We start from the raw sequence: 23,690 nt of genomic DNA, 5'->3' as shown, positions 1-23,690 counted from the left end.
CTGGCTGGGCACCGCCGATGGTCTCATCCGTTTCGATGGCATTCAATTTTTGCAGGTCCCGCTTCTTAGCAATGGAGGCATGGCGTTCGGTAGAGTCCGTGCCCTCGGGGCGAGTCGAGACGGTGCCCTGTGGGCGGGCACGGAGAGCGGGATGCTCGTCCGCATCAACGGCAGCGCGATGAAGAGTATCACGCTCAACCTGCCCATCTCGTCGATCCGGGAACGGGCTGATTCCTTGATCGATGTAGAGGCATCGAATAGGGTCTTTCGCATCTCGCCCGCAACAATGCAAGTTGCGCTTACATGTCAATTTGGGTCGGTTTCGGCTCCCGGTTCAGATCCCCACCCCTCTCTATCGATGCCGCTGGCAAAGGATCTTTCGGGACCATGTGATTGGGAAGCTGGCCTCACCGTTTCCCCGTCAGTCCTTGCCAGAGCACATCTCACCCTGGATCAAATTCGCAGTGTCTTACCGGACAGCGATGGCAGCCAGTGGATAGCAACCAGGGAGAGCGGGGTCTTTCATATTCATAGCCATTCGGGTGAGGCTCTCCCTGAATTTGAACAAATCTCCGTCACCGATGGCCTATCCAGTGATTCCGTGTGGGGCCTCTTTGAAGATCGAGAACACAATCTCTGGATCGGTACACAGAACGGCCTCAACCGGGTTCGCAACGATAAGTTCTCCACGATGACTCGGCGCACAGGTCTCTTGAGTGACGACATAGATTCGCTTGCATCTGTCGGAAACGAGGTCTTTGCCGGATCGGCCGCCGGTCTCAATAGAGTGACAGCTACAGGCGCGGAGAGCTTGCTGCACGGAAGCATCCTCTCTCTTGCAGCGGGAGCCGACGGCACTCTGTTCGCGGCTACGCCTCGAGGCCTCACCATCGTGAAGGATGGCCGCACTCAGATCGCTCAACTCGGTATCCATGCAGCACGAATCACAACCATTGCACAATCTTCCACTGGTGAGGTTTGGTTCTACGACCAGCAGAGAGGACTCTTTCGCTGGCAGCCAGGGCATGTAGCCGCCAAAGTCAGCATTCCTGAGCTGCGAAATGCGGTTTCGGTCATTCAGGCAGATGCGCGCGGAGACGTTTGGTTCGGGCTGAATACCGGAGAGATCGTTCTCTACAACGGAGCCATCTTCCGCACGTTTGTCTCGTCGGATCACCTTATCGGAGGCTTGCCTCACTCCATCTCTGTCAACGACAATGGCACTGTCTGGATAGCTTCAGAACGAGGGCTCGCGTTTTACAACGGACATAGATTTGTCTCCTGGTCCAGAAAAAACGGGCTTCCTGGAAACCGCGTCCTATGGGCAGTGCAAGGCCCAGGCGATCGGCTTTGGCTCGGCTATAACATTGGCGTCGCCTCTGTTGCCGTCAGAGATCTCTCGCGTGCCGCGACCGATCCAAAGTTTCTTGTTCCGTGTGATTTTTATGACGATGGGGATGGTCTTCACAGCAACCCTGATTTGCACGGCAATACGCCCGTTGTGGTTCTGCCCGATGGCCGTATCTGGCTCACGACGTCGGAAGGTCTGGCCAGCATCAATCCTGCGGACATCCGCAAAAACCCTGTCCCTCCTTTCGTGCACATTGTTCAGATCTCGGCTGATGATGCGAACATAGACGCTGTAAAGGGGATGACTCTGCCTCCATTGACTCACCGCATCGAGATCGGCTATACGGGTCTCAGTTTCAAAGATCCCCGTAAGGTGACATTTCGCTATCGCCTCCTGAACTTCGATTCTCAGTGGCACTCGGCATCCACAAGGCGGTTTGCAACATACACGAACTTGCGTCCGGGCAAGTATCGTTTTGAAGTGATGGCCGCGAACGACGATGGGTTGTGGAGTACTGAGCCCGCCGCATTGGACTTCACTGTGCTACCTGCGTTTTATCAGACGAGGTGGTTTGTTGCGCTTTGTATCGCGTCACTTTTGCTGACGGTGATCCTTGTGGTCCGCTACAGGATTCGTTCTGTAGCCAATAGGCTCCGGCTACGGTTCGAAGAGCGGTTGGGCGATCGCGTCCGGGTCGCCCAGGATCTTCATGACAACCTGCTGCAAGATGTGATGGGGATCAGCTTGCAGCTTGAGCTTGCCGACGAGTTGACACCCCCCGAAGCTGCTGGAAAGCCGATACTTGGCCGCGCCCTTCAGCTTTCCGAATCAGCACTAGCACAGGGCCGCGGAGCACTTACAACTCTGCGAGCAACCACGTTCTCCCAGCAGGATTTGCTCCGTTCCCTCAAGCTTGCCGTTACTCATTTGCCGGGAGACAAGCATCGAGCCATTCGGTACAGCACCGATGGGGAAGAGTTTCAGCTCCGTGCCGGTATGGGCGAAGAGATCGTCCAGATAATGTGCGAAGCCTTGCGAAATGCCCTGCAGCATTCACATGGCCGCATTGATGTACGCTTGAGCTACACGCTCGGCGGTTTCCTGGCAATCATCAAGGATGAAGGGCTGGGGATCAGCTCGACGATCCTCGAATCGGGCGTGCCCGGGCATTTCGGACTTACGGGCATGCGCGAGCGCGCCGCCAGGATCACAGCTTCACTTACTATTGAATCGAGCCGCCACGGCACAGAGGTTCGGCTCCTCGTTCCTGGGCGCATGGCCTATGTCGACCATAAAGGGGACATCGGTATCTGGGCCCGGCTCAAATCAGGTTGGTCGCGATTTAACCGTAAACCATAGAATTAGCAGAGATGACAAAAGCCCCACCAATCCGAATCCTTTGCATTGACGATCATCCGATCGTCCGCGACGGTCTGATCAGTATTATGACGATGCAGCCAGACATGGAAATAGTCGGCGGGGCTGGTTCCGGCGCGGAGGGCCTCAGCATGTTTCGGGACCTCAATCCGGATGTAACGCTGGTCGACCTTCGTCTTCGCGATACCACGGGATTTGATCTCATCCGTAGTATTCTCAAGCTATCCCCCACTGCCCGCACCATCGTTCTCACCTCCTTTGAAGGGGACGTAGATATCGAACGTGCCCTCGCTGCGGGCGCAAGAGGCTATGTGGTGAAAGGCATGGTCCGCGAGGAACTCCTTAACGCAATCCGGGCTGTCCATGCCGGCAAGCAGCATGTTCCAGCCGCCATAGCAGCGAAGCTGGCCGATCATCTGGCCTCGGAGAAGCTCACTCAGCGCGAATTGGACGTGCTGAAAGAAGTTGCCATGGGCAAGCGAAACAAGGAGATCGGTACAGCGCTCTCCATCGCGGAAGATACAGTCAAGATGCACGTAAAAAGCATCCTGATGAAGCTTGGTGTGAACGATCGCACCGAGGCCGTAACCATTGCTCTGCGCCGTGGCATCATTCACCTCAATTAGCCCTCAATACACCCGAATGAGTTACTTTCTCTACGCCTAGTTTGGCGTATCGACAGAAGCCCAGGATTCGTAGAGTTGTTCTCAAGCAGATTGTGGTTCGCAATGTGGCTGATACATTGCCGGACTTACCCAATGCTTTCGAGGACGGCTATGTGGATCGTTAGACTCGCACTCAACAGACCGTACACCTTTGTGGTGCTCTCGCTTCTGCTGTTTCTTGCCGGGCCAGTGATGCTGCTGCGCACTCCCGTCGATATCTTTCCGGAGATCAACATCCCGGTGGTCAGCATTATCTGGACCTATACCGGTCTTGTTCCGTCCGAGATGGAGACACGCGTCACCTCGATCTATGAACGCGCTCTGACGACGACCGTCGGCAACATCGACCATATCGAGTCGCAGTCCCTGAATGGCGTTTCCGTCATCAAGGTCTTTCTCCAACCTCAGGCGAATGTGGATGGAACCATCGCAGAGGTGAATGCGGAAGCAGAGGCAACACTCAAACAGCTTCCAAGCGGGATTACCCCGCCTCTTGTGATTCGCTATAGCGCATCGACGGTACCAATTCTCCAGGTGGGTCTCAGCGGGAAAGGACTTTCGGAGCAACAGCTGAACGATTACGGGACGAACTTCATCCGGCCTCAGCTTTCGACGATTCCGGGTGCCGCAGTTCCGATTCCGTACGGCGGCAAGGTTCGCCAGATCATGGTGGACATCGATTCGTCCCAGTTGCAATCGAAGGGACTTTCCCCGATGGACGTTGTCAATGCGATCAACGAGCAGAATGTCATTTTGCCCTCAGGAACGGCGAAGATCGGAAAGACCGAATACAACATCGGTCTGAACGGCACGCCGGTCACGGTACAGCAGCTTAACAACCTTCCGATAAAGACGGTCAACGGTGGCACCATCTTTATGCATGACGTCTCGCATATCCGAGACGGCTTTGCTGTCCAGCAGAACATCGTACGTCAGGACGGGCAACGCGGTGTTCTGCTTACAATCGAGAAGGCCGGCAATGCCTCGACACTCGCCATCGTCGCCGGGATTCGCGCTGCACTTCCTCGTATCGCAGCAACGCTCCCACCTGAGTTACAGATGCACCCGTTGTCGGATCAGTCGGTCTTCGTACGGGCATCATTGAATGGAGTCGTGCGTGAAGGCCTCATTGCAGCTACGCTCACGTCGATCATGATCCTGGTGTTTCTCGGAAGCTGGAGAAGCACTCTCATCATCTGCGTCTCCATCCCGCTTTCGATCCTTACGTCCCTGCTGATACTGAGTGCATTGGGAGAAAGTATCAACATCATGACACTAGGAGGGCTGGCTCTGGCGGTCGGCGTCTTGGTGGATGATGCAACCGTAGAGATCGAAAACATGCAGCGAAATGTTGCAATGGGCAAGGATCTACGGCAAGCCATCCTCGATGGCGCTCAGGAGATTGCAGTCCCTGCCTTTGTCTCTACGGTATGTATCAGCATCGTTTTCGTCCCTATGTTCTTCCTCTCGGGTGTAGCACGCTACCTCTTCGTACCGCTTGCCGAGGCGGTTGTGTTCGCGCTCTTCGCCTCCTATTTCTTCTCCCGCACCATCGTTCCTACGTTGGTTATGTTTTTGCTGCCTAAGGAGCTTGAACAGCATCGTCAGCTGGGTGTGGGCAAGCGGATTGGGCGATTCGCTCGCATCCATGAGCGTTTCGAACATGCGTTCGAGTCCTTTCAGGCCAGGTACAGTCGTTTGTTGCAACAGTGCTTGGATCACCGCAGGATCTTTCTCAGTCTCTTCCTGGTCTTCTGTCTATCCAGCCTCGCGTTGATACCTTTCCTCGGTCAGGACTTCTTTCCCGCGGTCGATGCTGGACAATTTCGTCTACATCTCCGGGCCAAGACTGGGACGCGTATCGAGGAAACGGCCCGTCTGGTGGATGAAGTAGATCGATACATCCGAACCCAGATACCCACGAGTGAAGTCGGTGGGATCCTTGACAATATTGGCCTGCCGACGAGCGGGATCAATCTCTCCTACAGCAATAGTGGAACGATCGGAAATGCAGACGCAGAGATCCTGGGTTCACTTCAGCCGAATCATCATCCCACAGCGGACTATGTCGCACGTCTGAGAGAGGAACTACCTAAGCGGTTTCCGGGGACATCGTTCTTCTTTGAACCGGCCGATATCGTCGCACAGACCTTGAACTTCGGTGTGCCGGCTCCTCTCGATATTCAGATTGTTGGAAAGGATGTGACGGCTAACTTCGCCATTGCCTCTCAGATCGCCGAGCAGATGCGCGCCATCCCTGGAGCGGTTGATGTGCATATTCAACAACTGCTGGATCAACCGAGATTGCAGTTCGATGTGGACCGGGTTCGTATCCAGCAGGTTGGACTCACGGAGCAAGATGTTGCCAGCAACGTCCTCGTGTCCCTGAGTTCAAGCTTCCAGACGCAGCCGAATTTTTGGCTCAATCCGGCGAACGGTGTCTCGTACAGCATTGCCGTCCAGACACCTCAATACAAGATCAACTCGCTCGATACCTTGCGCACGATACCGGTTAACTCACCAAAAGAGAGTTCGCCGCAATTATTTGAGAATCTGGCCAGCATGACTCGTCAAAGCGAACCAGCTGTCGCAAGCCACTACAACGTTCAACCCGTCATCGATATCTACGCGAGCACTCAGGGGCGTGACCTTGGGGGAGTAGCAAAGGACGTGCGGCGGATCACCGCGGAGGCCGAGAAGCATCTTCCCAGAGGCAGCACTCTAGTCACCCGTGGACAGGTGGCTACCATGCACTCCTCGTTCATCGGACTGTTCGCTGGGCTTGCTTTCGCCATAGCCCTGGTCTACTTCCTGTTAGTTGTCAACTTTCAGTCATGGACAGAAGCCTTCATCATCATTACTGCATTGCCCGGTGCGTTGGCCGGAATCTGCTGGATTCTCTTCTTGACTGGGACATCTCTCAGTGTCCCTGCACTGATGGGAACGATCATGAGCATCGGCGTGGCGACCTCGAACAGCGTACTGGTCATCACGTTCGCGAATGAACACTTTGCCGAGAATCGCGATTCATTCCGTGCCGCACTGGAGGCCGGTGCCACGCGCCTACGGCCTGTCATGATGACTGCAATGGCGATGATTATCGGCATGATCCCCATGGCGCTTGGTCTCGGAGATGGCGGTGAGCAAAATGCTCCGTTAGGCCGCGCAGTGATCGGCGGGCTCCTCTTCGCTACGGTCGCCACTCTCTTCTTTGTCCCAATCGTCTTCGCAGTTGTCCGGCGAAACGACAATCCAGGCTTGCCTGCTTCTGAGGCTCGTCATGAAGCATGAGGGTTCTATGACAAATCAACTGCAGAAAGCACAATCAGAAAACAGCCGAGGGGGAATCAAATGGTTTCTTCTCATACCGGTGGTCCTTTGCATCTTCGGAGCCGCGACTTTCTTCCTGCGCGCTCAGGACAGTAAGAAACTTGCCGCGGGTACAAACGCACTCGATACTGAACCGGTGACTCTCACCCAAGCGCAACAAGGTGCGCCAGATAGTGAGATCACCCTGCCCTCAACGCTCCAGGGATTTTCCGATTCTCCCGTCTACGCCCGCACCAGTGGGTACGTTGCCCACTGGTATGCGGATATCGGGACGCACGTGCACCAGGGAGAATTGCTGGCGCAGATCGAATCGCCCGAGGTCGATCAGGAACTGAACCAGGCTCGAGCTGCCCTAAGTCAGACGCAGGCGAACCTTGTGCTGGCTGGCATCACCGCTAAGCGGTATCAGGAGCTGATTCCTACAAACGCGGTCGCACAGCAGGAGGTGGACCAGAATAATCAAAACCTGGACGCTCAGAAAGCCGGCGTCCAGGCGGCAATTGCCAACGTCAATCGTCTGGAGCAATTGCAGGGCTTCGAAAAAGTTGTTGCCCCGTTTGACGGTATCATCACCCAGCGCCGCACAGACATTGGCGATCTGATCAACGCGGGTAACAGTGGCATGGGGGCTGAGTTATTCCGCATCTCGAAGATCAATGTCATGCGTGTCTTCGTGCCTGTACCCGAGAGCTACAGCGATCAGATCTCAGACGGCCTCAAGGCAACGTTGGAGCTTGTCGCGCTGCCTGGCCAGCAATTCGAGGGAACGGTCACCAGGACAAGCCATTCGATCACTGCTGACTCTCACACGCTGCTCACCGAGATTGACGTACCGAACCCATCCGGCAAGTTACTACCGGGGGCATATGCGGAGGTCCACGTCCATCTCAACGCTCCTGTCAAGCACCTGGTCGTGGCGGTGGGGTCCGTTCTTTTTCAGGCTGCAGGGCCGCAGATCGCAGTGGTCAACGCAAAGAATCAGATTGCGCTGCATAAGGTTACTTTAGGACGCGACTTCGGCAATACCATCGAAGTTACGAACGGTATTACCGAAAGCGACCAAATTGTAGCCAGCCCACCCGATTATCTGGTGAACGGGATGCAGGTCACCATCCATCCAGCCTCCAACGGCGACAAGAGCTAAGGAGACATCATGGGGAATCTAGAACAGCATCGATGCATGCGTGGCTCCCGCTTGATCTCGTTCATAGCGATCGGAACGTTGAGCGTCGTGGTCTCTGGATGTATGGTGGGACCTAACTATCGCGCACCATCGGTGCCCGTGGCGCCATCGTTCAATGGGAACGATGGACCGATCTCTACCGGTGCCGAAACGAACGTTATCTCCCACAGCGATTGGTGGAAGGTCTTTCACGACCCGGAGCTCGACGATCTGGAGAGTCAGACAGATACCGCGAATCAAGATATCAAGATCGCCATCACTCACGTTGACCAAGCTACCGCCCTCACCGCCTCTGCGCGTTCCTATCTTTTCCCTACGATAGGAGTGGCACAAGGAGTTTCACGAACCCGTGAGGCCCAGAACCGGCCGAATAACGGGAACACTGCTGGTCAGGCCGCAACCTATAACGATGTCGTGCTGCCCATGGTTGCCAGCTATGAAATCGATGCATTCGGACGGCTGAGACGATCCCTTCAGGCCGCCCATGCAACACAACAGGCATCAGAGGCCGATCTGAAATTTGTTCGCTTGGCAACGGAGGCAACCACGGCGATCGATTACTACAATCTTCGTGAGACCGATCAGGAACTGGGGATTCTCGATCGCACTCTATCGGATCTGCAACAAGGATTCGATCTGACCACGAGCCGATTCCAACATGGACTGAGTAGCGACCTGGAAGTAGCGCAGGCCAAGACGCTGCTCGACCAGACTGGTGCCGACGAACAGGCACTTCAAATACAGCGCGCACAGCTGGAACATGCCCTTGCTGTGATGCTGGGCCGAACGGTGGAGAGTCTGTCTATCCCAAAGTTGCCGGATAATCCTCTTCCTCCGGAGATTCCGGTAGGGCTGCCGGCAGATCTGCTCACGAGGAGACCGGACATCTCCGAGGCCGACAGGAATGTCGCTGCCGCGACCGCCCGGATTGGCATTGCCCAGGCTGCATACTTTCCGCAGATCTCGTTGACCGGCCTGATGGGCTATGAAAGCGGCAATGCGGTCAGTCTGCTGAATTGGCAAAACACGATTGCATCGCTCGGCGCGTCTGCAACAGCTCCGATATTTACAGCGGGAAGGTTGCGTGCAGGAGTCGATCAGGCACAAGCGACCTATCGAGAGTCACTCGCGCAATATGAGAAGACGGTACTGGTTTCTTACCAGGAAGTTGAGGACCAATTGTCGGCGCTCCGCTACTTGTCGAGCCAGTCACGCTTGCAGACTTTGGCCGTAGCAGATGCCGCAAGAGCGGAGCAGATCGCAATACAGCGTTATAAAGCTGGACTCGTCAGTTATCTGGATGTTGTAGTAGCCCAGCAAAGTGTCTTGTCGAATGAGAGAACCTCGTCCCAGATTGCCGGGCAGCGGATGACTGCTTCGGTAGTTCTGATCAAATCCCTGGGCGGTGGATGGGCTGGAACGAAGACGCCATAACCGGAACGAGTGTTGTGTGAAGGGACCCATCAAGATGCCTGGAAGACGACAAATTCGGTTCAAGCTCATTCTTACTCGTAATAGTGTTGCTCGATGCGTACTGGCATGTCATCCGTTTTTCGCCGGAGGACAGATCAGGTTCAGTACGTGAATCACATGTCATCTCGTCCGGCGAGACCTGTGTCGACGGGCGATGCATCAACATGACCAGCCCTCGCGCTGCAGTTCGTCAGCTTCGAGTTCAGGACGCACTTTGATTTCCTCTGCAAAATTCTCGGCACTTCCCTAAACTCGCGGTTGTGCTCACTCACGCCCCATTTCGCAATGATCCACTTCAGGTCTTCTAAACGAGCACCGAAATCCAGCAGCTATGGCCTACTGCAGCCGGTGAACTGAGTGCGTCCCTCGTCCAACCTACAGTTGGCGACAAATCGCCGAGTCACTCACCCAACACTGCGGGCGGAATTTTGGACTTCGGAATTCTGAGAGGGTGACGGTCAAACCGGAATATATCCCGTTTGGCTAGAAAGGTCGGGCTAGAGAGGGATTCCTTTTCAACTACGACGCCGGAGTAACGGAGGCCTCTGCCTTTGATTGCTTAGACTTTCTCACGGTGCGGGCTTTCTTCACTTGAGCAGTCTTCCGATCGACCGCCTTAGCCGTCACTGCCTTCTTAGCTGGTTTTTGAAGCAACCTTGTGTGCAGCGTTTTTGCGACTCTCTTGGATTTTTCCCAACGAGCCTTTTGTGCTGCGGCGATCTTTGCACGGCCTTCCGCGCTCATAGTGCGTCGTTTGGATTTCTTCGCAAATTCCACTGGATTGAAGCTAGTTGCCTTGTTGGGCGCGGCCACACCGACTGGACGGCTGGGCTTTCGTTTCGTGGTGAGGTCGGGATCCGTCAAGAGTGCCTTCACCTTCTGCAACTGCGTGATCTCAGCATCGATCGCGAGAACGATATCGCTTGTATTCATGAATCCTCCACTCTCGAGCATAGCGTACAGGTCCGACCCAAGTGACCTTGAAGTATCGGGATTGAGTCTATCTCGTGACATCATGGATGCTCAAGTCGCGTCGAGGATCCGTTGAAGAGAAGACAGATGAGAGTTTGTTCTGAAAGGATGAACAAAGCCCTCTCACCCGGTCATCGGTGAGAGGGCTTTCGAAGTTATAGCAGGTTTTAGTCGTCTACATCAGCCTTGGTAGGCGCCGGCCTGTTGAAGTCACTTGGTGGACGGACCGTCTTCTCGCCGGGGTAGGGCCGCTTGAACCCGGTGGATTGATACCAGTTCAAGTGATTGACCGTGTCCGGATCTTCGGCATCAGGTTTGGTCAGCTTGCCGGCGAAGATGTGTTCCTTCTTTTTCATCCATGCCACCCTCAGCGCCTTGACCGAAGTGCTGTCCGTTGTATTGCTGGCTGTACTCGTTGTAACGCCCTGGTCCAGCGGAACCTGGTTCGGTTCATGAGTCCAGGGTTTGAAGTTCTCCGGCGAAGCCTCACCTTCGACAAAAGCAGTCCTCATTGGGGACGCCACGAGGTCGAACTGGTTCATGGGCGGCAGGCCGAGGATCTGCTCGATTGTCCGGGTCATGTTGACCTGAGTGTAGTAGGTATGATCGGTGGGCCCATTCTGTATCGTGAAGGGGCTAATGACGTAGCCGGGGCTGCGGTGACCATCGACGTGGTCGACGCCGTTCTGCGCGTCGTCCTCTTCGACGAAGATCGCTGACGAGTCCCACACCTTGCTGTGGCTGACGTAGTCGACAATGCGTCCGATGGCCAGGTCGTTATCGGCCTGTTCCGCATCCGCAGTCGGTGGACCACCGGTGTGGTCGCACATGACCCAGAGAATGCTTAGCGCAGGTACGGTACCGGCAGCCTCGTCCTTCTTGAAGTCCTGCAGCCACACGTCTGCGCGGAACTGGTCGGGGATGCCCAGGTCAAAGAGCGGGAAGTTTGTGACCAGGTGGTCGGCTACAGCCGGAAGCGAGGAGTACGCTTGGATCGTGTTGCCGTAGAACAGCGTCTTCTCAAGTCCAGCTTCGAATTTCTGTGAGTCAGCGTAGAACTGGCTCCAGCTTGGTTCGCTGGTTGATCCGTTCGGCTGCTTGTACGTATCGTTCTCGACATATTCACCGTAGATCTTTACAGGCAGACCCTTGGCCGCTGCTTCGGAGAATAGGAAGCCCTTGTTCTGATACGCAAGTGCATCGCCGGCGCTGCCGCCTGGATAGCTGCGGACCCAGTCTGGCGATTGGATATCGTCAGAGTAAGGCGCCATGCCCTCGGTAATCCACTGGTGACCATCGGCCGACTGGCGGCTCGGATCATAGAAGTTATCGAAGAGCGGGAAGCGCTTCACCAGTGCATGCGCGTTCGGCGTATCCTTGGCGCCAAATACTGCCAGCGTACGGTCGCCATCGCCTGCGGCTACATCACCCAGAACCTGATCGTAGGTGCGGTTTTCACGAATAATTAGGAAGACGTGCTTGATCAGCGAGGGATCGCCGATCTTCTTCGGGATTGCCACCGGCGTGACATCCTGGCTGCCGCCAGAGGCTGCCTTGATGTTTTCTGTCAGATCCCAGTGGTTGTTCTCGAAGACCTTCTTCGTCATCGCCTCCAGCTTCTGATTATTCGGCACGGGAACGATGCTGACGGTACCGTTGTCCTGGTGAGTGTTGTAGTCGGTAACCCCAAAGTCGGTCTCGAACGAATTGCGCGCGCCGATGCCCTTGTCATTGGCAACAACGAGCACCTTCTGAGCTTCGTCCAGTACCACCGAGCTCGGAGCGTAGGCCACTGGAATCATCCCCATGACGGGATTGACGCCGCGGGCAAGGTTGATCACGCCGATCGCGTTGGCATTATAAAGCGCGACATACGCAATGCCGTTCTTAGCGTCGACCGCAATTGAGTTAGGAGCGGCGCCATAGATCGAGTTCTTTCTGCCGGGCAGCTTAATCGGCAGTCCGAGATCGATCGTGCGGTCCACTTGATTGGTGTTCATATCGACCACCGAAATGGTGTCGCTATAGGTATTGGCGACCAGCAGGTCCTTTCCATAAAACGCCATTCCAGTCGGGTGTAGACCGGTCTGGATCGTAGCGGTGACCTTCATCGTGTTCAGATTCACCACTGAAACAGTACCCGTAATCGCAGCGCCCACCTGCGGGTCGGCGACGACTTCAGTACCGGCCGAGTAAATCTGGAAGTCACCTTCCGTAGCGGCCCGTCCACCCTCGTTGCTGATGTAGGCGGTATTTCCGTCGCTTGAGATCACGATGCTGTGCGGTGCGTTGCCGACGCGGATCTGCTCACCCTGCGTTGGAGTTGGCGCGGTCAGGTCGATCTTGGTAAGAGTATTGTTCTGGTTCAGCAGGGCATAAGCAGTCTTGCTATCCAGCGAGACTGCGACGCCGCCAGGATAGGAGGTGCCTCCGGTCCAGAACTTGCCGCAGGGGACACCATCGCCCGCAGGGCTGTTCGCAAAACATTCGATGAAGGAATTGTTCGCCGGCACCTTGACCTGGGCGTTGTCCTGCAGCAGGCCTTCTTGAGAAACATTGGCAATTGTAACGTTGCTGCTGTCCTGACTGAAAACGAGGTACTTGCCGTCCGGCGAATAAGTGATGCCGCTATAGCTGCCGCTCGAATCCTGTCCGAACGGAATGTAGTTCTGCAGCACATCGCCGGTTTTGGTGTCGATGATTTCGACAGCCTGTGACGCTCCCATAGTGAGAACGGCAGCGGTGTGATTATGCTTATTCGGATTCAACGCGAGAGCTTTCGCGCGGACCCGGATCCCGAGATCGACTTGCTTCCCGGCTGGCGTGATGATCTGGCCACTGCTGACCACCCACGATCCATTCGATTGCGGGCCAGTGGAGTAGGTCGGAAACTGTTGGGATTGACCAAAGAGCGTTGGAGCGCTCAGCATCGTCGCTAACAGGCCGGCGAGCGGACGCAGACGGTCGAACCGAGAATTGGTTCGGGGGGAGTTTCGAGACGTCTTTCGGGGCATATACCGTTCTTCTCCTAGAGGCTTTTCATCACGCAGCCGGAATCGGCCGAGCGACAGTTGGGGAGTGCAAGTAGAATCAGCAGCCGGCTGCGCACCGCGGTTACAGATCTTGCAGACAGTGTGCAGCGGCCCATGGACTTCGTATAGAAGCGAAGATAAAAAGGAGTGCCGCACAGCGGCATGACAGTGAGATTACAGATTTGTCATCTTGCCCTGAGCGGGCCGCGGCTCGGGCACGGCCCCAGGCAACAGCTCTTTCCCGTCCTTGTTATTCTCCCGCGATCGAATGGCCGGCGGCAGCGGCTCCGTTCACAGTCATCGGGTTTAAGCTGGCTGGGTAAAAATCAGCAATGACACCTCGTGGGCTCAACGGAATCGTCGAGGAGGCTGGTTTTGATACAGCCTTAATATCGGTGTCACGTGCCTATAACGATTAATGATTTCTCATTAATTACAGATTTGTCACTTTAGCTATTCCCGATAGAGCCAGAACCGGCAAGACAACCGCTGTGGCAAGTAGCGCCACGATACTCCCCTGATTCACTCCCCGCTTGAGCACCCGATTTCCCCCGTTGAGAGGCCGTATGCATCGTAGTGTGAAGCGTGATCTTCCGTGCGCCGGAAGACATTTTGAGCTTCGGAGCTTTTTCGTACTGATCGCATTCAATGTTGTCTTCTTTCTTGCCCCATCATGCTTCGCGCAGGTCGATCGAAGTGGTTTGACGGGCATCGTTACGGATTCTGAAGGCCAGTTGCTGCCCCATACGCACATCACAGCCGTGCAGAATGCAACGCAACTTCGGCGCGAGACCGTATCTTCCTCCAATGGAAGCTACGACATCCCCGAGCTGCCGGTGGGCATTTATACAATCACCTTCGATCATCCCGACTTCAAGCCGCTGACATTCGTCGAGGTGAAGCAGGTGATCGGGCAAACGCGCACTCTCAACGCAACGCTGCGGGTGGCGGGACGCGAGGAGCGAGTGCAGGTTTCCACCAGCTCAGAGCAGATCGACAGAAGCTCTGACGCGCTGGGAGCGCGCATAGAGAAAGTCCAGGCGGATAAACTGCCGCTCAATGGCCGCAACTGGGCGACCCTGACTGCGCTGGTGCCTGGCGCTGTCGATACCGGGGGCAGCAACCAGCGCTCGATTCGCTTCGTGGGACGAGGCCGTGATGACGACAACTTTACGCTCGACGGAGTCGATGCGACCAACATTATCAATCAGGCTCAGCAGCCCTACGTACGGCTTTCCATCCCATTGGACACAATCCAGGAGTTTCGTATCGACTCGATGCTGGGCACCGCCGAAGCTGCCGGTACGGGAGGGCCGCAATTGGCCGTCACCTCTACAGCGGGCACCAATCGGTGGCATGGAAATGCCTTCGAGTTTTTACGCAACAATGCCTTTGACGCTCAGCAGCCCGTGCCAGTCGCGACGACACCGCAGCAGCCCTTGCGCCTCAACCAGTTCGGCGGGGCGCTGGGCGGTCCCATCCGGCCCGACAGGACGTTTTTCTTCCTGTCCTATGAGGGGTACCGGCAACGCTGGGGATTTCCCCTCAGCGGCTACGTGCCAAGCCGTGCATTCCGCGCCAAAGTCCTTGCAGATTCGCCCGAACTGGAGCCGATCGTGAATGGCTATCCGCTTGGCCAGGCGCCCACCAGCTACCCCGACACAGATCAGTTTGTCAGCGAAGGCACGCAGGTGGTGAACGAGAACTCGGCCATGGTGCGGCTCGATCAGCGCTTCTCGGAAAAAACCACAGCCTATGTGCGCTTCAACTTTGACCGGGCGGTTAACACGCAGCCGCTGGCAAGCTCGGGCAATTATCTTGGAGATCTGCAGCAGCTCACATCGGCGCCGGTGAACGGAGCCATCGAGTTGCTTCACATCTTCAATCCCAATCTGGTGAATGAGTTCAAGGCCGGCTTCAACCGCGGCACAGCCAATACCTACGACATCAATCGCACCGGCAGTCCTTATGCAGTGTCGGTCTCCGGATTTACCACGCTGAACAATAACCGCATCAGCACAGGCGTTGGCAACTCCTTTTCATGGATCGACAATCTGACGTGGATCGAGAGAAGGCATACCTTGAAGGCCGGGGTGGAGATCCGGCGTATTCAGTTGAATCAGGGAAACACCGAGAGTGGAACCATCACTTACGCTTCAACGGATGCCTTCGATACCAACAGCGTAAGTTCAGCTACGCTAAATGGCACTCTGCCTGTCAACGGTCTGCGTAAGACCCAGTTCTACGGCTACATTCAGGACGAATTCAAATGGACGTCCAACTTCAACCTGAACCTCGGCGTGCGCTACAGCTTCTTCAACATCTTTCACGAGGTGCTGGGACGGGCAAATCCGTTCGACTTCGCTACATGCGGTCCACAGGGATTCTGCGGCGTTGGTGCCAGCTTCGGTCAGCCCAACTATGGCGATATCGATCCACGGGTCGCATTCGCGTGGACGCCGGGAAAGAACGGAACGACGTTGATTCGTGCCGGATTCGGAATCTATCACGAAGACGGACAGCTCGACGACCAGAACCTTCCCATCAGCAACGAAGTCTACGCATACTCATTGTCGAACAAGACCATCCCGAATCTCAGCTATCCCATCACCCCGTTCCTATCCGATACCGCCGGAATCGTCTCGCCCCGCGCTGACGACCGGCAGCGCAAGGACACCTACGTAGAGCAATGGGGACTCTCAGTGCAACATACGCTTCCTGCAGAGTTCGTGGGTACGCTCTCATACGTTGGAAGTCACGGTGTGAACCTCCTGACTCTCTCTGCAGTCAACGTTGTCGATGCAGCTACAGGAACTCGTCCCTATCCGAATTTCGGCCAGGTGAGTTGGCGCGGCAACAAAGACACCAGCAGCTACCAGGGATTCTCGGCGGCTGTAAAGCGATCCTTTTCGCGCGGATTCCTGTTCGCGGCCAATTACATGTGGTCGCATGAAATCGATGACGGCTCCAACGGCAGTGGCGATGGTGACTCGCTGGTCCCTCAAAACGTGGCATGCTCGTCGTGTGAGCGCGCCAGCGGCATCTGGGATGCGCGTCATGTTCTGAATGCCAATGCAATTTATGAGTTGCCATTCGGCGCCCATAAGCCACATCTGAACCAGCCGGGCGTTCTCAGGGCCATCGCTGGCTCGTGGGAGCTGACTTCAACTACCCAGGCTCACACCGGTTTCCCCGTCAATGTGCTGGTGAATCGCTCTTCAGCAAGTGTCCCGGATGGCAACAGCACAGATCAGAGACCCGATCTCGTACCCGGCGTCTCCCTGACTCCACCCGGAGGAAAGAGCGTCGCCCAGTGGATTAATCCGGCGGCATTCGCCGTACCCGCTCCCGGAACGTTCGGTAACGCGCCAAGAAACCTCGTGCGCGGCCCCGGGGTATGGCAGATCGATCTCGGTCTTGCCAAATCTATTTCTCTTTCGGAGCGGGCGCATCTCGAGTTCCGCTCTGAGTTCTTCAATATCTTCAACCATCCGCAGTACGGGCTGCCGCAGTCCATCTTCGGCGTTCCCGGCTTCGGCAGCGTCATCCAGACAGTGAACACCACAACCCCCGTGAGCCCGGTCGGGTCTGGAACTCCACGGGAGATTCAGTTCGCTCTGCGGGTGGCGTTCTGATGTTCGTTAGCAGATCCCTTGCAGCAGCCGCGGAGAGGCGGTTGCTGCAAGGATTGAGCATGAGTCGCAAATGAAAAGCAGAAGAAAGTGGATGCATCGTTCGCTGCGGATCTGCTTCATCCTGTTCCTGCTCACGGTAGTCACGGCCGTGGCACGGCCTCAGGCAACGCCGGATTTCTCGGGTCTGTGGGAGCAGGACAATGATCGGTGCCAGCCGAAACGCACCGGCGATGTAACACTGCATATCGAGCATCACGGTGCTGAGCTTGTGGTTGAAACATCGATTGTACATGCTTCGCCGCGCTCCAGGCGCGCAGTGCAGAAATACACGATCGATGGAGAAGTCTCGGTATCAACAGGAGCGGACGGAGACGAATTCCACACCAGGGTTATCCGTTATCCGTAGAGGCTCAAGCCTGGTCTTCACTATCGAGGAGCATGAGGACGGCCACATTCTCCATTCGCAGGAGACGTGGTCTCTCATCGAGAAGAGTGCAACGCTTGAGAGGATCCGAGAACGCCCCAACGGAGAAAAGCAGATTCTATTCTATCGCCGCCGGCAATCCCTCGCCGGATGAGCCTCTGCGATCGAAATCCCGGTTGTTCTGCGACAGTCCGTTTACCCCCTCTACGCGGCAGGTATGTGCAGAGTCACGCATGTGCCATGGCCCGGTTCACTAGCAATCTCCACGCGGCCGCCGTGGAGCACCATGATGCTCTGCACGATCGACAGCCCGAGGCCAGTACCTCCTGACGCCTGGGACCGTGATTTATCGACGCGGTAAAAGCGGTCAAACACCTTCGGCAGCGCATCTTGGGGAATGCCCTCCCCGGTGTCGGAGACTTCGATGCGAATCGTTGTGGCGTCCGCATTGGCCCTCAGCACCACCGCGCCGCCCGGTGGAGTATGAGCCACGGCATTTGCAATTAGATTCCCCACAGCCCGTTGTATGAGTGTGCGATCTAACTTGGCGAATACCGGTTCGACAGTCAAAGCCGTGGTGAGCGAAATGCCGCCCTCCACAGCCGCAGCTTCGTAGTATTCGCGCACGCCGCCCAGCAATTCGCCAACATCCACCGGCACACGATGCGGATGGGCCAACGGGCTTTCAGCGCGGGCCAGGAATAGGAGGGCGCCGATGAGGTCGGATAAACGCACCGCTTCTTCCAGGCAGGACTCAAGCACATCGCGGTACTCATCGACCGTTCGGGCCCGTGCCAGAGCCACCTCGGCCTCCCCGCGGATGTTATTCACCGGCGTGCGCAGGTCATGTGCAATATCGGCGGAAAATCTCGAAATCCGCTCGAAGGATTCCTCCAACCGATCCAGCATTTTATTGAAGGTGTCGGCCAGTGAAGCCAGCTCAACGGGATACCCTTCCGCCAGAATGCGCTCGCGCAAATTGGTAGAGCTAATATGCCGTGCCGTAGTCGCCATGTCTTCCACGGGACGAATGCCGCGGCGCGCAATCTGGTATCCCGCCACCGGGAAGATCACAAATGCCCCCAGCATAATTGCTCCAAACCAGCGCTGATAGCGCGCCAGCAATTCTTCTTCCTGCGAGACATCCACCGCAATCTGGATGGTGTCCGTATGGGCCGGGGATGAATTCACGGGCACTTCTGCACTCGTCACGCGAAAGGCCTGTCCTCGCAGCCCTTTCATCGCAATGGCGTGGTCCGAACGCTTATGAGCCAGCGCGATGAATTGCGGCAGGTCCAGTTGTTCCGCCATTCTCGGCGTCACCATCAACTGATTTTCTTGTTCGTCTAGCAGGCGAATATAAAACTGTTCATAGCGCCGCGCCGCCGATTCCAGTTCGACCTCTTCCCGCAGGGCATCTATGTCGTTTGGCCGATCCCGCAGCATGGTGCGAAGCACATTGACCTTATCCGCAATGAACAGGTCTGTGCTTCGCTCAAGCTCTGAAACCAGCACCACATATAGACTCGCAGTAGCAAAGAACACCGTGAGCAGACCGGAGATCGCATACCCCGCTGTCAACCGGACGGCCAGAGTGCCCCACCACTTTCCAGGCAGCGAGAGATTCCTAGTCACATTCCATGACATAGCCCGCGCCCCGTATGGTATGGATCAACTTCAGCGGAAATGGTTCATCTACTTTGGCGCGCAGCCGCCTCACATTTACGTCCACCACGTTGGTGTCGCTGTCAAAGTTCATGTCCCAGACCGCTTCTGCAATCAAAGTACGGGACAGCACCTCACCTGCCCGCCGGGCCAGCAGTGTCAGGAGAAGGAACTCCTTGGAAGTCAGGTCCAGCCGCTGGCCAGCTCTCGTCGCGCGCTGGCGCAACAGATCAATTTCCAGGTCAGCCATGCGGATACTTTCCTGGACTCGAACCGGCCCGCGGCGCAACAGCGAGCGAACGCGCGCCAGCAATTCTGAGAAGGCAAACGGCTTTACCAGATAATCGTCGGCGCCGAGTTCCAATCCCTGCACACGCTCCCGTATCGAATCTCGGGCGGTCAGCAACATGATAAGGGACCGTCGGTCCGACTCACGCAGCTGGGCAAGCACCTGCCAGCCATCCAGGCTGGGCAGCATGACATCCAGAATGACCAGATCGAACTCAACCTCCCTGGCCAGGTGGAGACCTTCGAGGCCATCTTTGGCGACATCGACGACGAAGCCCGCTTCATTAAGCCCTTTCTTGAGGAACTTGGCCGTTTTAACCTCATCTTCGACAACCAGAATTTTCATAGGCAATGGCTTTGGACCAGTTGAATCGATGTATTTCGCTGCTATACCGGCGAAGATTTCTAAAGACGAATAGAAGTAGACGAATCCCTTTTCTATTAGCCAATCAATACAGGCCTTCTCAGGAGCGTTGACTGCGAAGAAAACACCCAATCAAACAAATAGTCATCGATGATTAAGGAAATGCCACAAGAATATTAAAAATAGATCGTTGCTGTGTCTCATGGACCCATCCCCTAATGATGGGGTCATGCGGTTATCCGGCAGTGCAGATGACCTACAGCCCCTTCGCTATGTATAGGTCCCGGACGACTATCGTGTAGGTTATGAAAGGCTAATCGTACGTTCGCACTAGCCACGATGACCAGTACCCACGGAAACAGCAGCATGGAAGGCTGTCTCCACACTGAGCCTCGACATCAACTACAGCACCTCACGTCCCGAGGCTCTACCCGAGACATTCGAGCAATTGGCGAAGCACTATCAATTGATCGAGCTGGAACACCGAAAGAGGGGCGGAATCAGGGAACACTGTTTCCTGTCGTGGGTGGTAAGTCTGGATGGATTCACACCATATGACAATCTTTCCAATCCGTTCCCGCAAGTGTTTCAGCCAATCCCGGGAGCCTCTCAGGGACTTCTTACGGCAGTGGGGAGGCCGGTGAACGGCGAACTCCCACACACCGTTACCCCCATTTCATGCAATACAACCTGAATTTCCAGCGTTCGCTGCGGCTGGACACGACCTTCGAGATCGGATATGCGGGCAAACCGTACTCATAAACTCGACCTGTCTTACAACACTGGAATCAACCTCGACCAGTGACCTGGCCCTCGGATCACAGCTGAATCAGCTCGTGCCCAATCCTTTCTATGGGTTGGTGAAATCGGGAAGCCTTGCCGCTCCAACCATCTCCTGGATGCAGCCCTTAAGGCCCTATCCCCAGTTCACGAGTGTAACTCCCATCAATTTGGACGACGGAACAGCGGAGTTCGACTCGCTTCAGTTCGCTTCAATCGGCGATTCACGAACGGCTGCAGGTGATGGCTTCCTACGTGTGGTCGAAAGCCATGGATGATGGAGACAATCATCACGATTCCTATAATCCCTCAGCAGGCTGAATCGTTACTTCGATACGACTGCGTTCAGTCAACCTGCGGCATACACGCTGGGCAATACCCGGCTTACATCAGCTACCTGCGAGCTCGCCGGAACGGTCAACACAGACCCTTCCATCTTCAAGCAGTTCACTCCTGTGGAAGGTTTCCTGATGCAGTTTCGCTCGGAGGCATTCAATGCCTTCAATTACCTGCAATTTGGATCTCCGAACGTTCCGGTCACGTCGACGTCATTTGGAGAAATCACTTCGCGGGCAACTCGCCCCGGCAGATTGAATTTGGATTGAAGCTGCTTTTCTAAACTACTCGGGGACGCCGTGAGGTTCGCGGCGTCTCCACGAACCTCATAGCCACATTGGTCAACAGCCACAGCGTCCGGATGGAAGGATGCTTGGCAGAAGGAACTGGAGTTGTTCGGAAAATGTTGAGAAAGATATTTCTGGTCTTCACGGCGCTGTGCTCCTCATGGAATCGGCACTGTTGGATAACTTGCTGGGGCGCAGTTCAGCTTTGCTCTGGTGATGCTTTAGGCGGCAATCTCAAAGACATCGAACAGCTTGTTGAAGAAGTGGACCTCGTCCCTCATGTGCGGCTTGCACGTGAGGCATTGGCCTCGGTGTATCATCCGCGTCACTTCAAAGCCCTTAATCGTAAGCGGCGGCCGTCTTCATCGTCCGAAAGCGTTCAGAGACTGATCCTGCGAGGAACTCGATGCGGATGCGTGCTGGCGTCTTTATCCGTTCGCCCTTCTCAGCCCTCGGCTAATCTAGAGCAACTGCTTGATGAACATTGTCCTGCCAGTTACGAAGGCGCGCAACAGTTGAGTCTGCCTTTTATCACCCAGTTGCAGCAGCGTGTTATATTGCGCCACGATGCCGAATGTCAGTGTGACACTAGGCGCCTCTGCAGAAAATGAACTGCGGATTGAGCGCCCTAGACCTTCAACAGAGAAATGAATTGGGCGTTCGATGTCTATTAGGTTGCGGTTTTCTTCGTTTACAGCGTGTACGTTCTTGTTTGTGATGTCATCCGCAATCGGCACAGTCTCTGGTCAGGTGCCAGCCTCCTCCTCGGTGAAGGATCATCCTCCCGGGGAACAGACCAAGAGGCTTCCTAAGCATTTTGCTGATGGCTCGGACCTACCGAATGGCTGGCGCATAACGCCGGTGGGTAAAAGCGGTGGGTGAGACCATCGGCAACTCGCCGTCTCAACTCGGCCGCCCGCGCGGGTGTCAGAGACGGCTTCCTGCCGCGGTACTTCCTGCGATCGCAATTCCCTCACGCTGACGCTCGCGGATCAGCTCTCTCTCGAACTGAGCAAACGCCCCCATGACACTCAGCAACAGATTCGACATGGGCGAATCCTCGCCGGTGAGGGTCAGGTTCTCCTTCACAAAGACGATGTGGACGCCCCGCTCCGTCAGATCCAGCACTATTCTCCGCAAGTCATCGAGGTTCCCGGCCAGCCGGGAACCTCGAGTGACAAAACACTGTATCGCCTTGGCGGACGAAGCTCTGCAAGGCCTCCAGTTGGGGCCGCTTTACATCCTTGCCGGAGGCTTTGTCGGTGAAGGTTTTGTCCAGGGCCAGCCCCTTCGAGCTGGCGAACCTCGTTTTGATCCAGGGAGCTGACGCGCAGGTAGCCTACCTGTTGCCCGCGGGACTGCTTGCGCGTTCGAGCGGGCCGAGGCGTCCGGATAGACTTTTTGAGCTTCGTCATTATGTGTAACTCAGAAAGCGACTCTATTGCGACATTCATTCGCCAGGTGTCGGACGTAGGGTTGGGCTGTACCCTAGTCGGACTGTCAGTGAATCACGACGGGCGGATTAATCGCTCGAAGAACCGCTCTTGTGTCGTCTTTGCTACGACTGCTCCGACAAGCAAAACGTATAGTCGACCACTTTTGCGTCCGAGACCTGACTGACATCGTCCTGCCAGCTTCGGACTACTACGTCACGCCACAGCCGACGGAGGCCATACACGGCTACAAATCCGCCACCCGTAACTGCGGAGACCGCCAGTGCCCAACTGGTGATAAAGGAGGTTGGCCTGCAACGCTCCATTTGTGCGCCGTTAGCTCTGCCCCTCAGCGTGTTTCAGTCGCCCTCCTCCATCCCGATCATGGCTTAGCAAATCAATGAAATCCGACTTCTGAAGCTCCTCTCCAAGGAGACCTTCGGAATGTTGATCCCAGGGTGTGACCGCGCTACCGGCATCTACTGCATCACCAACACGCAGCGAAGCCCAGAAAGAAAGTACATCGGCAGCAGCAAGTGGCTGCGGAAGAGGATAGCCCAACACTTCGCACGCTTACGAAGAGGCGCACATGACAACCCTTTGCTCCAGGCCGACTGGTTGAAGTATGGCGGCGAAGCGTTCGCGGTGGAGATACTTGAGTACTGCCCCCCAGAGGCGCTGATTGAACGTGAAACGGCGCACGTCACCTTGGCCAACAGCATGGACCGCAGGTGGGGATACAATATCCGTCACCCCAAGGAGCATGGGCACCCTCCGTCATCGCGGAAAGGGATCCCCATGTCTGAGGAACAAAAGCAGAAGATAGCGCAGGCTTTACGTGGAAGAAGGCAAACCCCTGAGCAGATCGCGAAATCAGTCGCCAAGAGAATTGGTCAGCCGTCGCGGTTGAAGGGCCGCACTCTGACGCCGGAGCACCGTGAGAAACTCTCGGCGGCGAAGAAGGTGAGACCAAAACCGGCGGGTTTCGGTGAGAAAGTATCCAAAGCACTCACAGGTAGAATCCGGTCTGAAGAGCACTGTCGCAAGATCAGTGAAGCCAACAAAGGCAAACCGAGTGCTTTCAAAGGCAAACAG

17 protein-coding genes and 1 pseudogene are annotated in these 23,690 nt (G+C 55.9%); 10 read left to right on the top strand and 8 right to left on the bottom strand.

Going from position 1 to position 23,690, the window contains the following annotated elements; genetic code table 11:
* The first annotated feature begins 79 nt into the window (after nt 1-79).
* The 5 genes from BDD14_RS02580 (at nt 80) to BDD14_RS02560 (ending at nt 9,340) form a co-directional block, all read left to right on the top strand.
* Nucleotides 80-2,710 carry a two-component regulator propeller domain-containing protein gene (locus BDD14_RS02580; protein WP_242617683.1) on the top strand — a complete coding sequence of 877 codons (2,631 nt, stop codon included), beginning with the start codon at nt 80-82 and terminating at the stop codon, nt 2,708-2,710.
* Nucleotides 2,711-2,721: 11 nt separating this feature from the next.
* Nucleotides 2,722-3,354 (top strand): response regulator, encoded by a 633-nt coding sequence (locus BDD14_RS02575; RefSeq protein ID WP_130417436.1) that lies wholly within the window; start codon nt 2,722-2,724, stop codon nt 3,352-3,354.
* 150 nt (nt 3,355-3,504) lie between these two features.
* On the top strand, nt 3,505-6,684 hold the full coding sequence (locus BDD14_RS02570) for an efflux RND transporter permease subunit (RefSeq protein ID WP_130417435.1): 3,180 nt from the start codon (nt 3,505-3,507) through the stop codon (nt 6,682-6,684).
* Between the two features lie 7 nt (nt 6,685-6,691).
* Nucleotides 6,692-7,867, top strand: a complete 1,176-nt coding sequence (locus tag BDD14_RS02565) for an efflux RND transporter periplasmic adaptor subunit (RefSeq protein ID WP_165419888.1) — start codon at nt 6,692-6,694, stop codon at nt 7,865-7,867.
* A gap of 9 nt (nt 7,868-7,876) precedes the next feature.
* Nucleotides 7,877-9,340: an efflux transporter outer membrane subunit gene (locus tag BDD14_RS02560; protein ID WP_130417433.1), complete on the top strand. Its 1,464-nt coding sequence runs from the start codon at nt 7,877-7,879 to the stop codon at nt 9,338-9,340.
* 558 nt (nt 9,341-9,898) lie between these two features.
* Here BDD14_RS02560 and BDD14_RS32335 read toward each other — a convergent pair.
* Both BDD14_RS32335 and BDD14_RS02550 read right to left on the bottom strand, forming a co-directional pair.
* A complete protein-coding gene (locus BDD14_RS32335; RefSeq protein ID WP_207231674.1) occupies nt 9,899-10,312 on the bottom strand; it encodes a hypothetical protein in 414 nt (137 codons plus the stop codon).
* Nucleotides 10,313-10,518: 206 nt separating this feature from the next.
* Nucleotides 10,519-13,365 carry a bifunctional YncE family protein/alkaline phosphatase family protein gene (locus tag BDD14_RS02550; protein ID WP_130417432.1) on the bottom strand — a complete coding sequence of 949 codons (2,847 nt, stop codon included), beginning with the start codon at nt 13,363-13,365 and terminating at the stop codon, nt 10,519-10,521.
* A gap of 584 nt (nt 13,366-13,949) precedes the next feature.
* Between BDD14_RS02550 and BDD14_RS02545 the strand changes: the two genes are divergently transcribed.
* On the top strand, nt 13,950-17,018 hold the full coding sequence (locus BDD14_RS02545; protein WP_130417431.1) for a TonB-dependent receptor: 3,069 nt from the start codon (nt 13,950-13,952) through the stop codon (nt 17,016-17,018).
* Between the two features lie 70 nt (nt 17,019-17,088).
* Entirely contained in the window at nt 17,089-17,424 is a 336-nt protein-coding gene (locus BDD14_RS02540; RefSeq protein WP_130417430.1) for a hypothetical protein, read from the top strand.
* A 222-nt stretch (nt 17,425-17,646) separates the two neighbouring features.
* Here the strand turns inward: BDD14_RS02540 and BDD14_RS02535 are convergent, their stop codons facing one another.
* Together BDD14_RS02535 and BDD14_RS02530 are read right to left on the bottom strand one after the other, a co-directional pair.
* Nucleotides 17,647-19,089: a heavy metal sensor histidine kinase gene (locus BDD14_RS02535; RefSeq protein WP_130417429.1), complete on the bottom strand. Its 1,443-nt coding sequence runs from the start codon at nt 19,087-19,089 to the stop codon at nt 17,647-17,649.
* Nucleotides 19,070-19,891, bottom strand: a complete 822-nt coding sequence (locus BDD14_RS02530) for a heavy metal response regulator transcription factor (protein ID WP_479724005.1) — start codon at nt 19,889-19,891, stop codon at nt 19,070-19,072. Before BDD14_RS02530 ends, BDD14_RS02535 begins: the two co-directional genes overlap by 20 nt.
* 965 nt (nt 19,892-20,856) lie before the next feature.
* Here BDD14_RS02530 and BDD14_RS35010 point away from each other — a divergent pair.
* Nucleotides 20,857-21,144: an outer membrane beta-barrel protein gene (locus BDD14_RS35010; RefSeq protein ID WP_479724017.1), complete on the top strand. Its 288-nt coding sequence runs from the start codon at nt 20,857-20,859 to the stop codon at nt 21,142-21,144.
* 479 nt (nt 21,145-21,623) lie between these two features.
* On the opposite strand, the gene BDD14_RS02525 is transcribed toward BDD14_RS35010, so the two are convergent.
* The 3 genes from BDD14_RS02525 to BDD14_RS35000 form a co-directional block, all read right to left on the bottom strand.
* Nucleotides 21,624-21,899: a hypothetical protein gene (locus BDD14_RS02525; protein ID WP_130417428.1), complete on the bottom strand. Its 276-nt coding sequence runs from the start codon at nt 21,897-21,899 to the stop codon at nt 21,624-21,626.
* A 190-nt stretch (nt 21,900-22,089) separates the two neighbouring features.
* Nucleotides 22,090-22,290: a recombinase family protein gene (locus BDD14_RS35005; protein ID WP_479724004.1), complete on the bottom strand. Its 201-nt coding sequence runs from the start codon at nt 22,288-22,290 to the stop codon at nt 22,090-22,092.
* A 13-nt stretch (nt 22,291-22,303) separates the two neighbouring features.
* Nucleotides 22,304-22,441, bottom strand: coding sequence for a recombinase family protein (locus tag BDD14_RS35000; protein WP_479724016.1), 138 nt, complete (start codon nt 22,439-22,441; stop codon nt 22,304-22,306).
* Here BDD14_RS35000 and BDD14_RS34995 point away from each other — a divergent pair.
* Nucleotides 22,425-22,586 (top strand): hypothetical protein, encoded by a 162-nt coding sequence (locus BDD14_RS34995; protein WP_165419887.1) that lies wholly within the window; start codon nt 22,425-22,427, stop codon nt 22,584-22,586. The genes BDD14_RS35000 and BDD14_RS34995 overlap by 17 nt on opposite strands.
* Before the next feature lie 134 nt (nt 22,587-22,720).
* Here the strand turns inward: BDD14_RS34995 and BDD14_RS02515 are convergent, their stop codons facing one another.
* Nucleotides 22,721-22,921, bottom strand: coding sequence for a hypothetical protein (locus tag BDD14_RS02515; protein ID WP_130417427.1), 201 nt, complete (start codon nt 22,919-22,921; stop codon nt 22,721-22,723).
* A 118-nt stretch (nt 22,922-23,039) separates the two neighbouring features.
* On the opposite strand from BDD14_RS02515, the pseudogene BDD14_RS34240 reads away from it, so the two are divergent.
* Nucleotides 23,040-23,684 (top strand): annotated as a pseudogene (locus BDD14_RS34240) (NUMOD3 domain-containing DNA-binding protein); the annotation flags it as partial.
* Nucleotides 23,685-23,690 lie beyond the last annotated feature (6 nt).

It is taken from the genome of Edaphobacter modestus, from assembly GCF_004217555.1.
In the GTDB taxonomy this organism is placed as follows: domain Bacteria; phylum Acidobacteriota; class Terriglobia; order Terriglobales; family Acidobacteriaceae; genus Edaphobacter; species Edaphobacter modestus.
The sequence above is the reverse complement of the archived record's forward strand: the minus strand, read 5'-3'. Positions and strand labels throughout refer to the sequence as shown.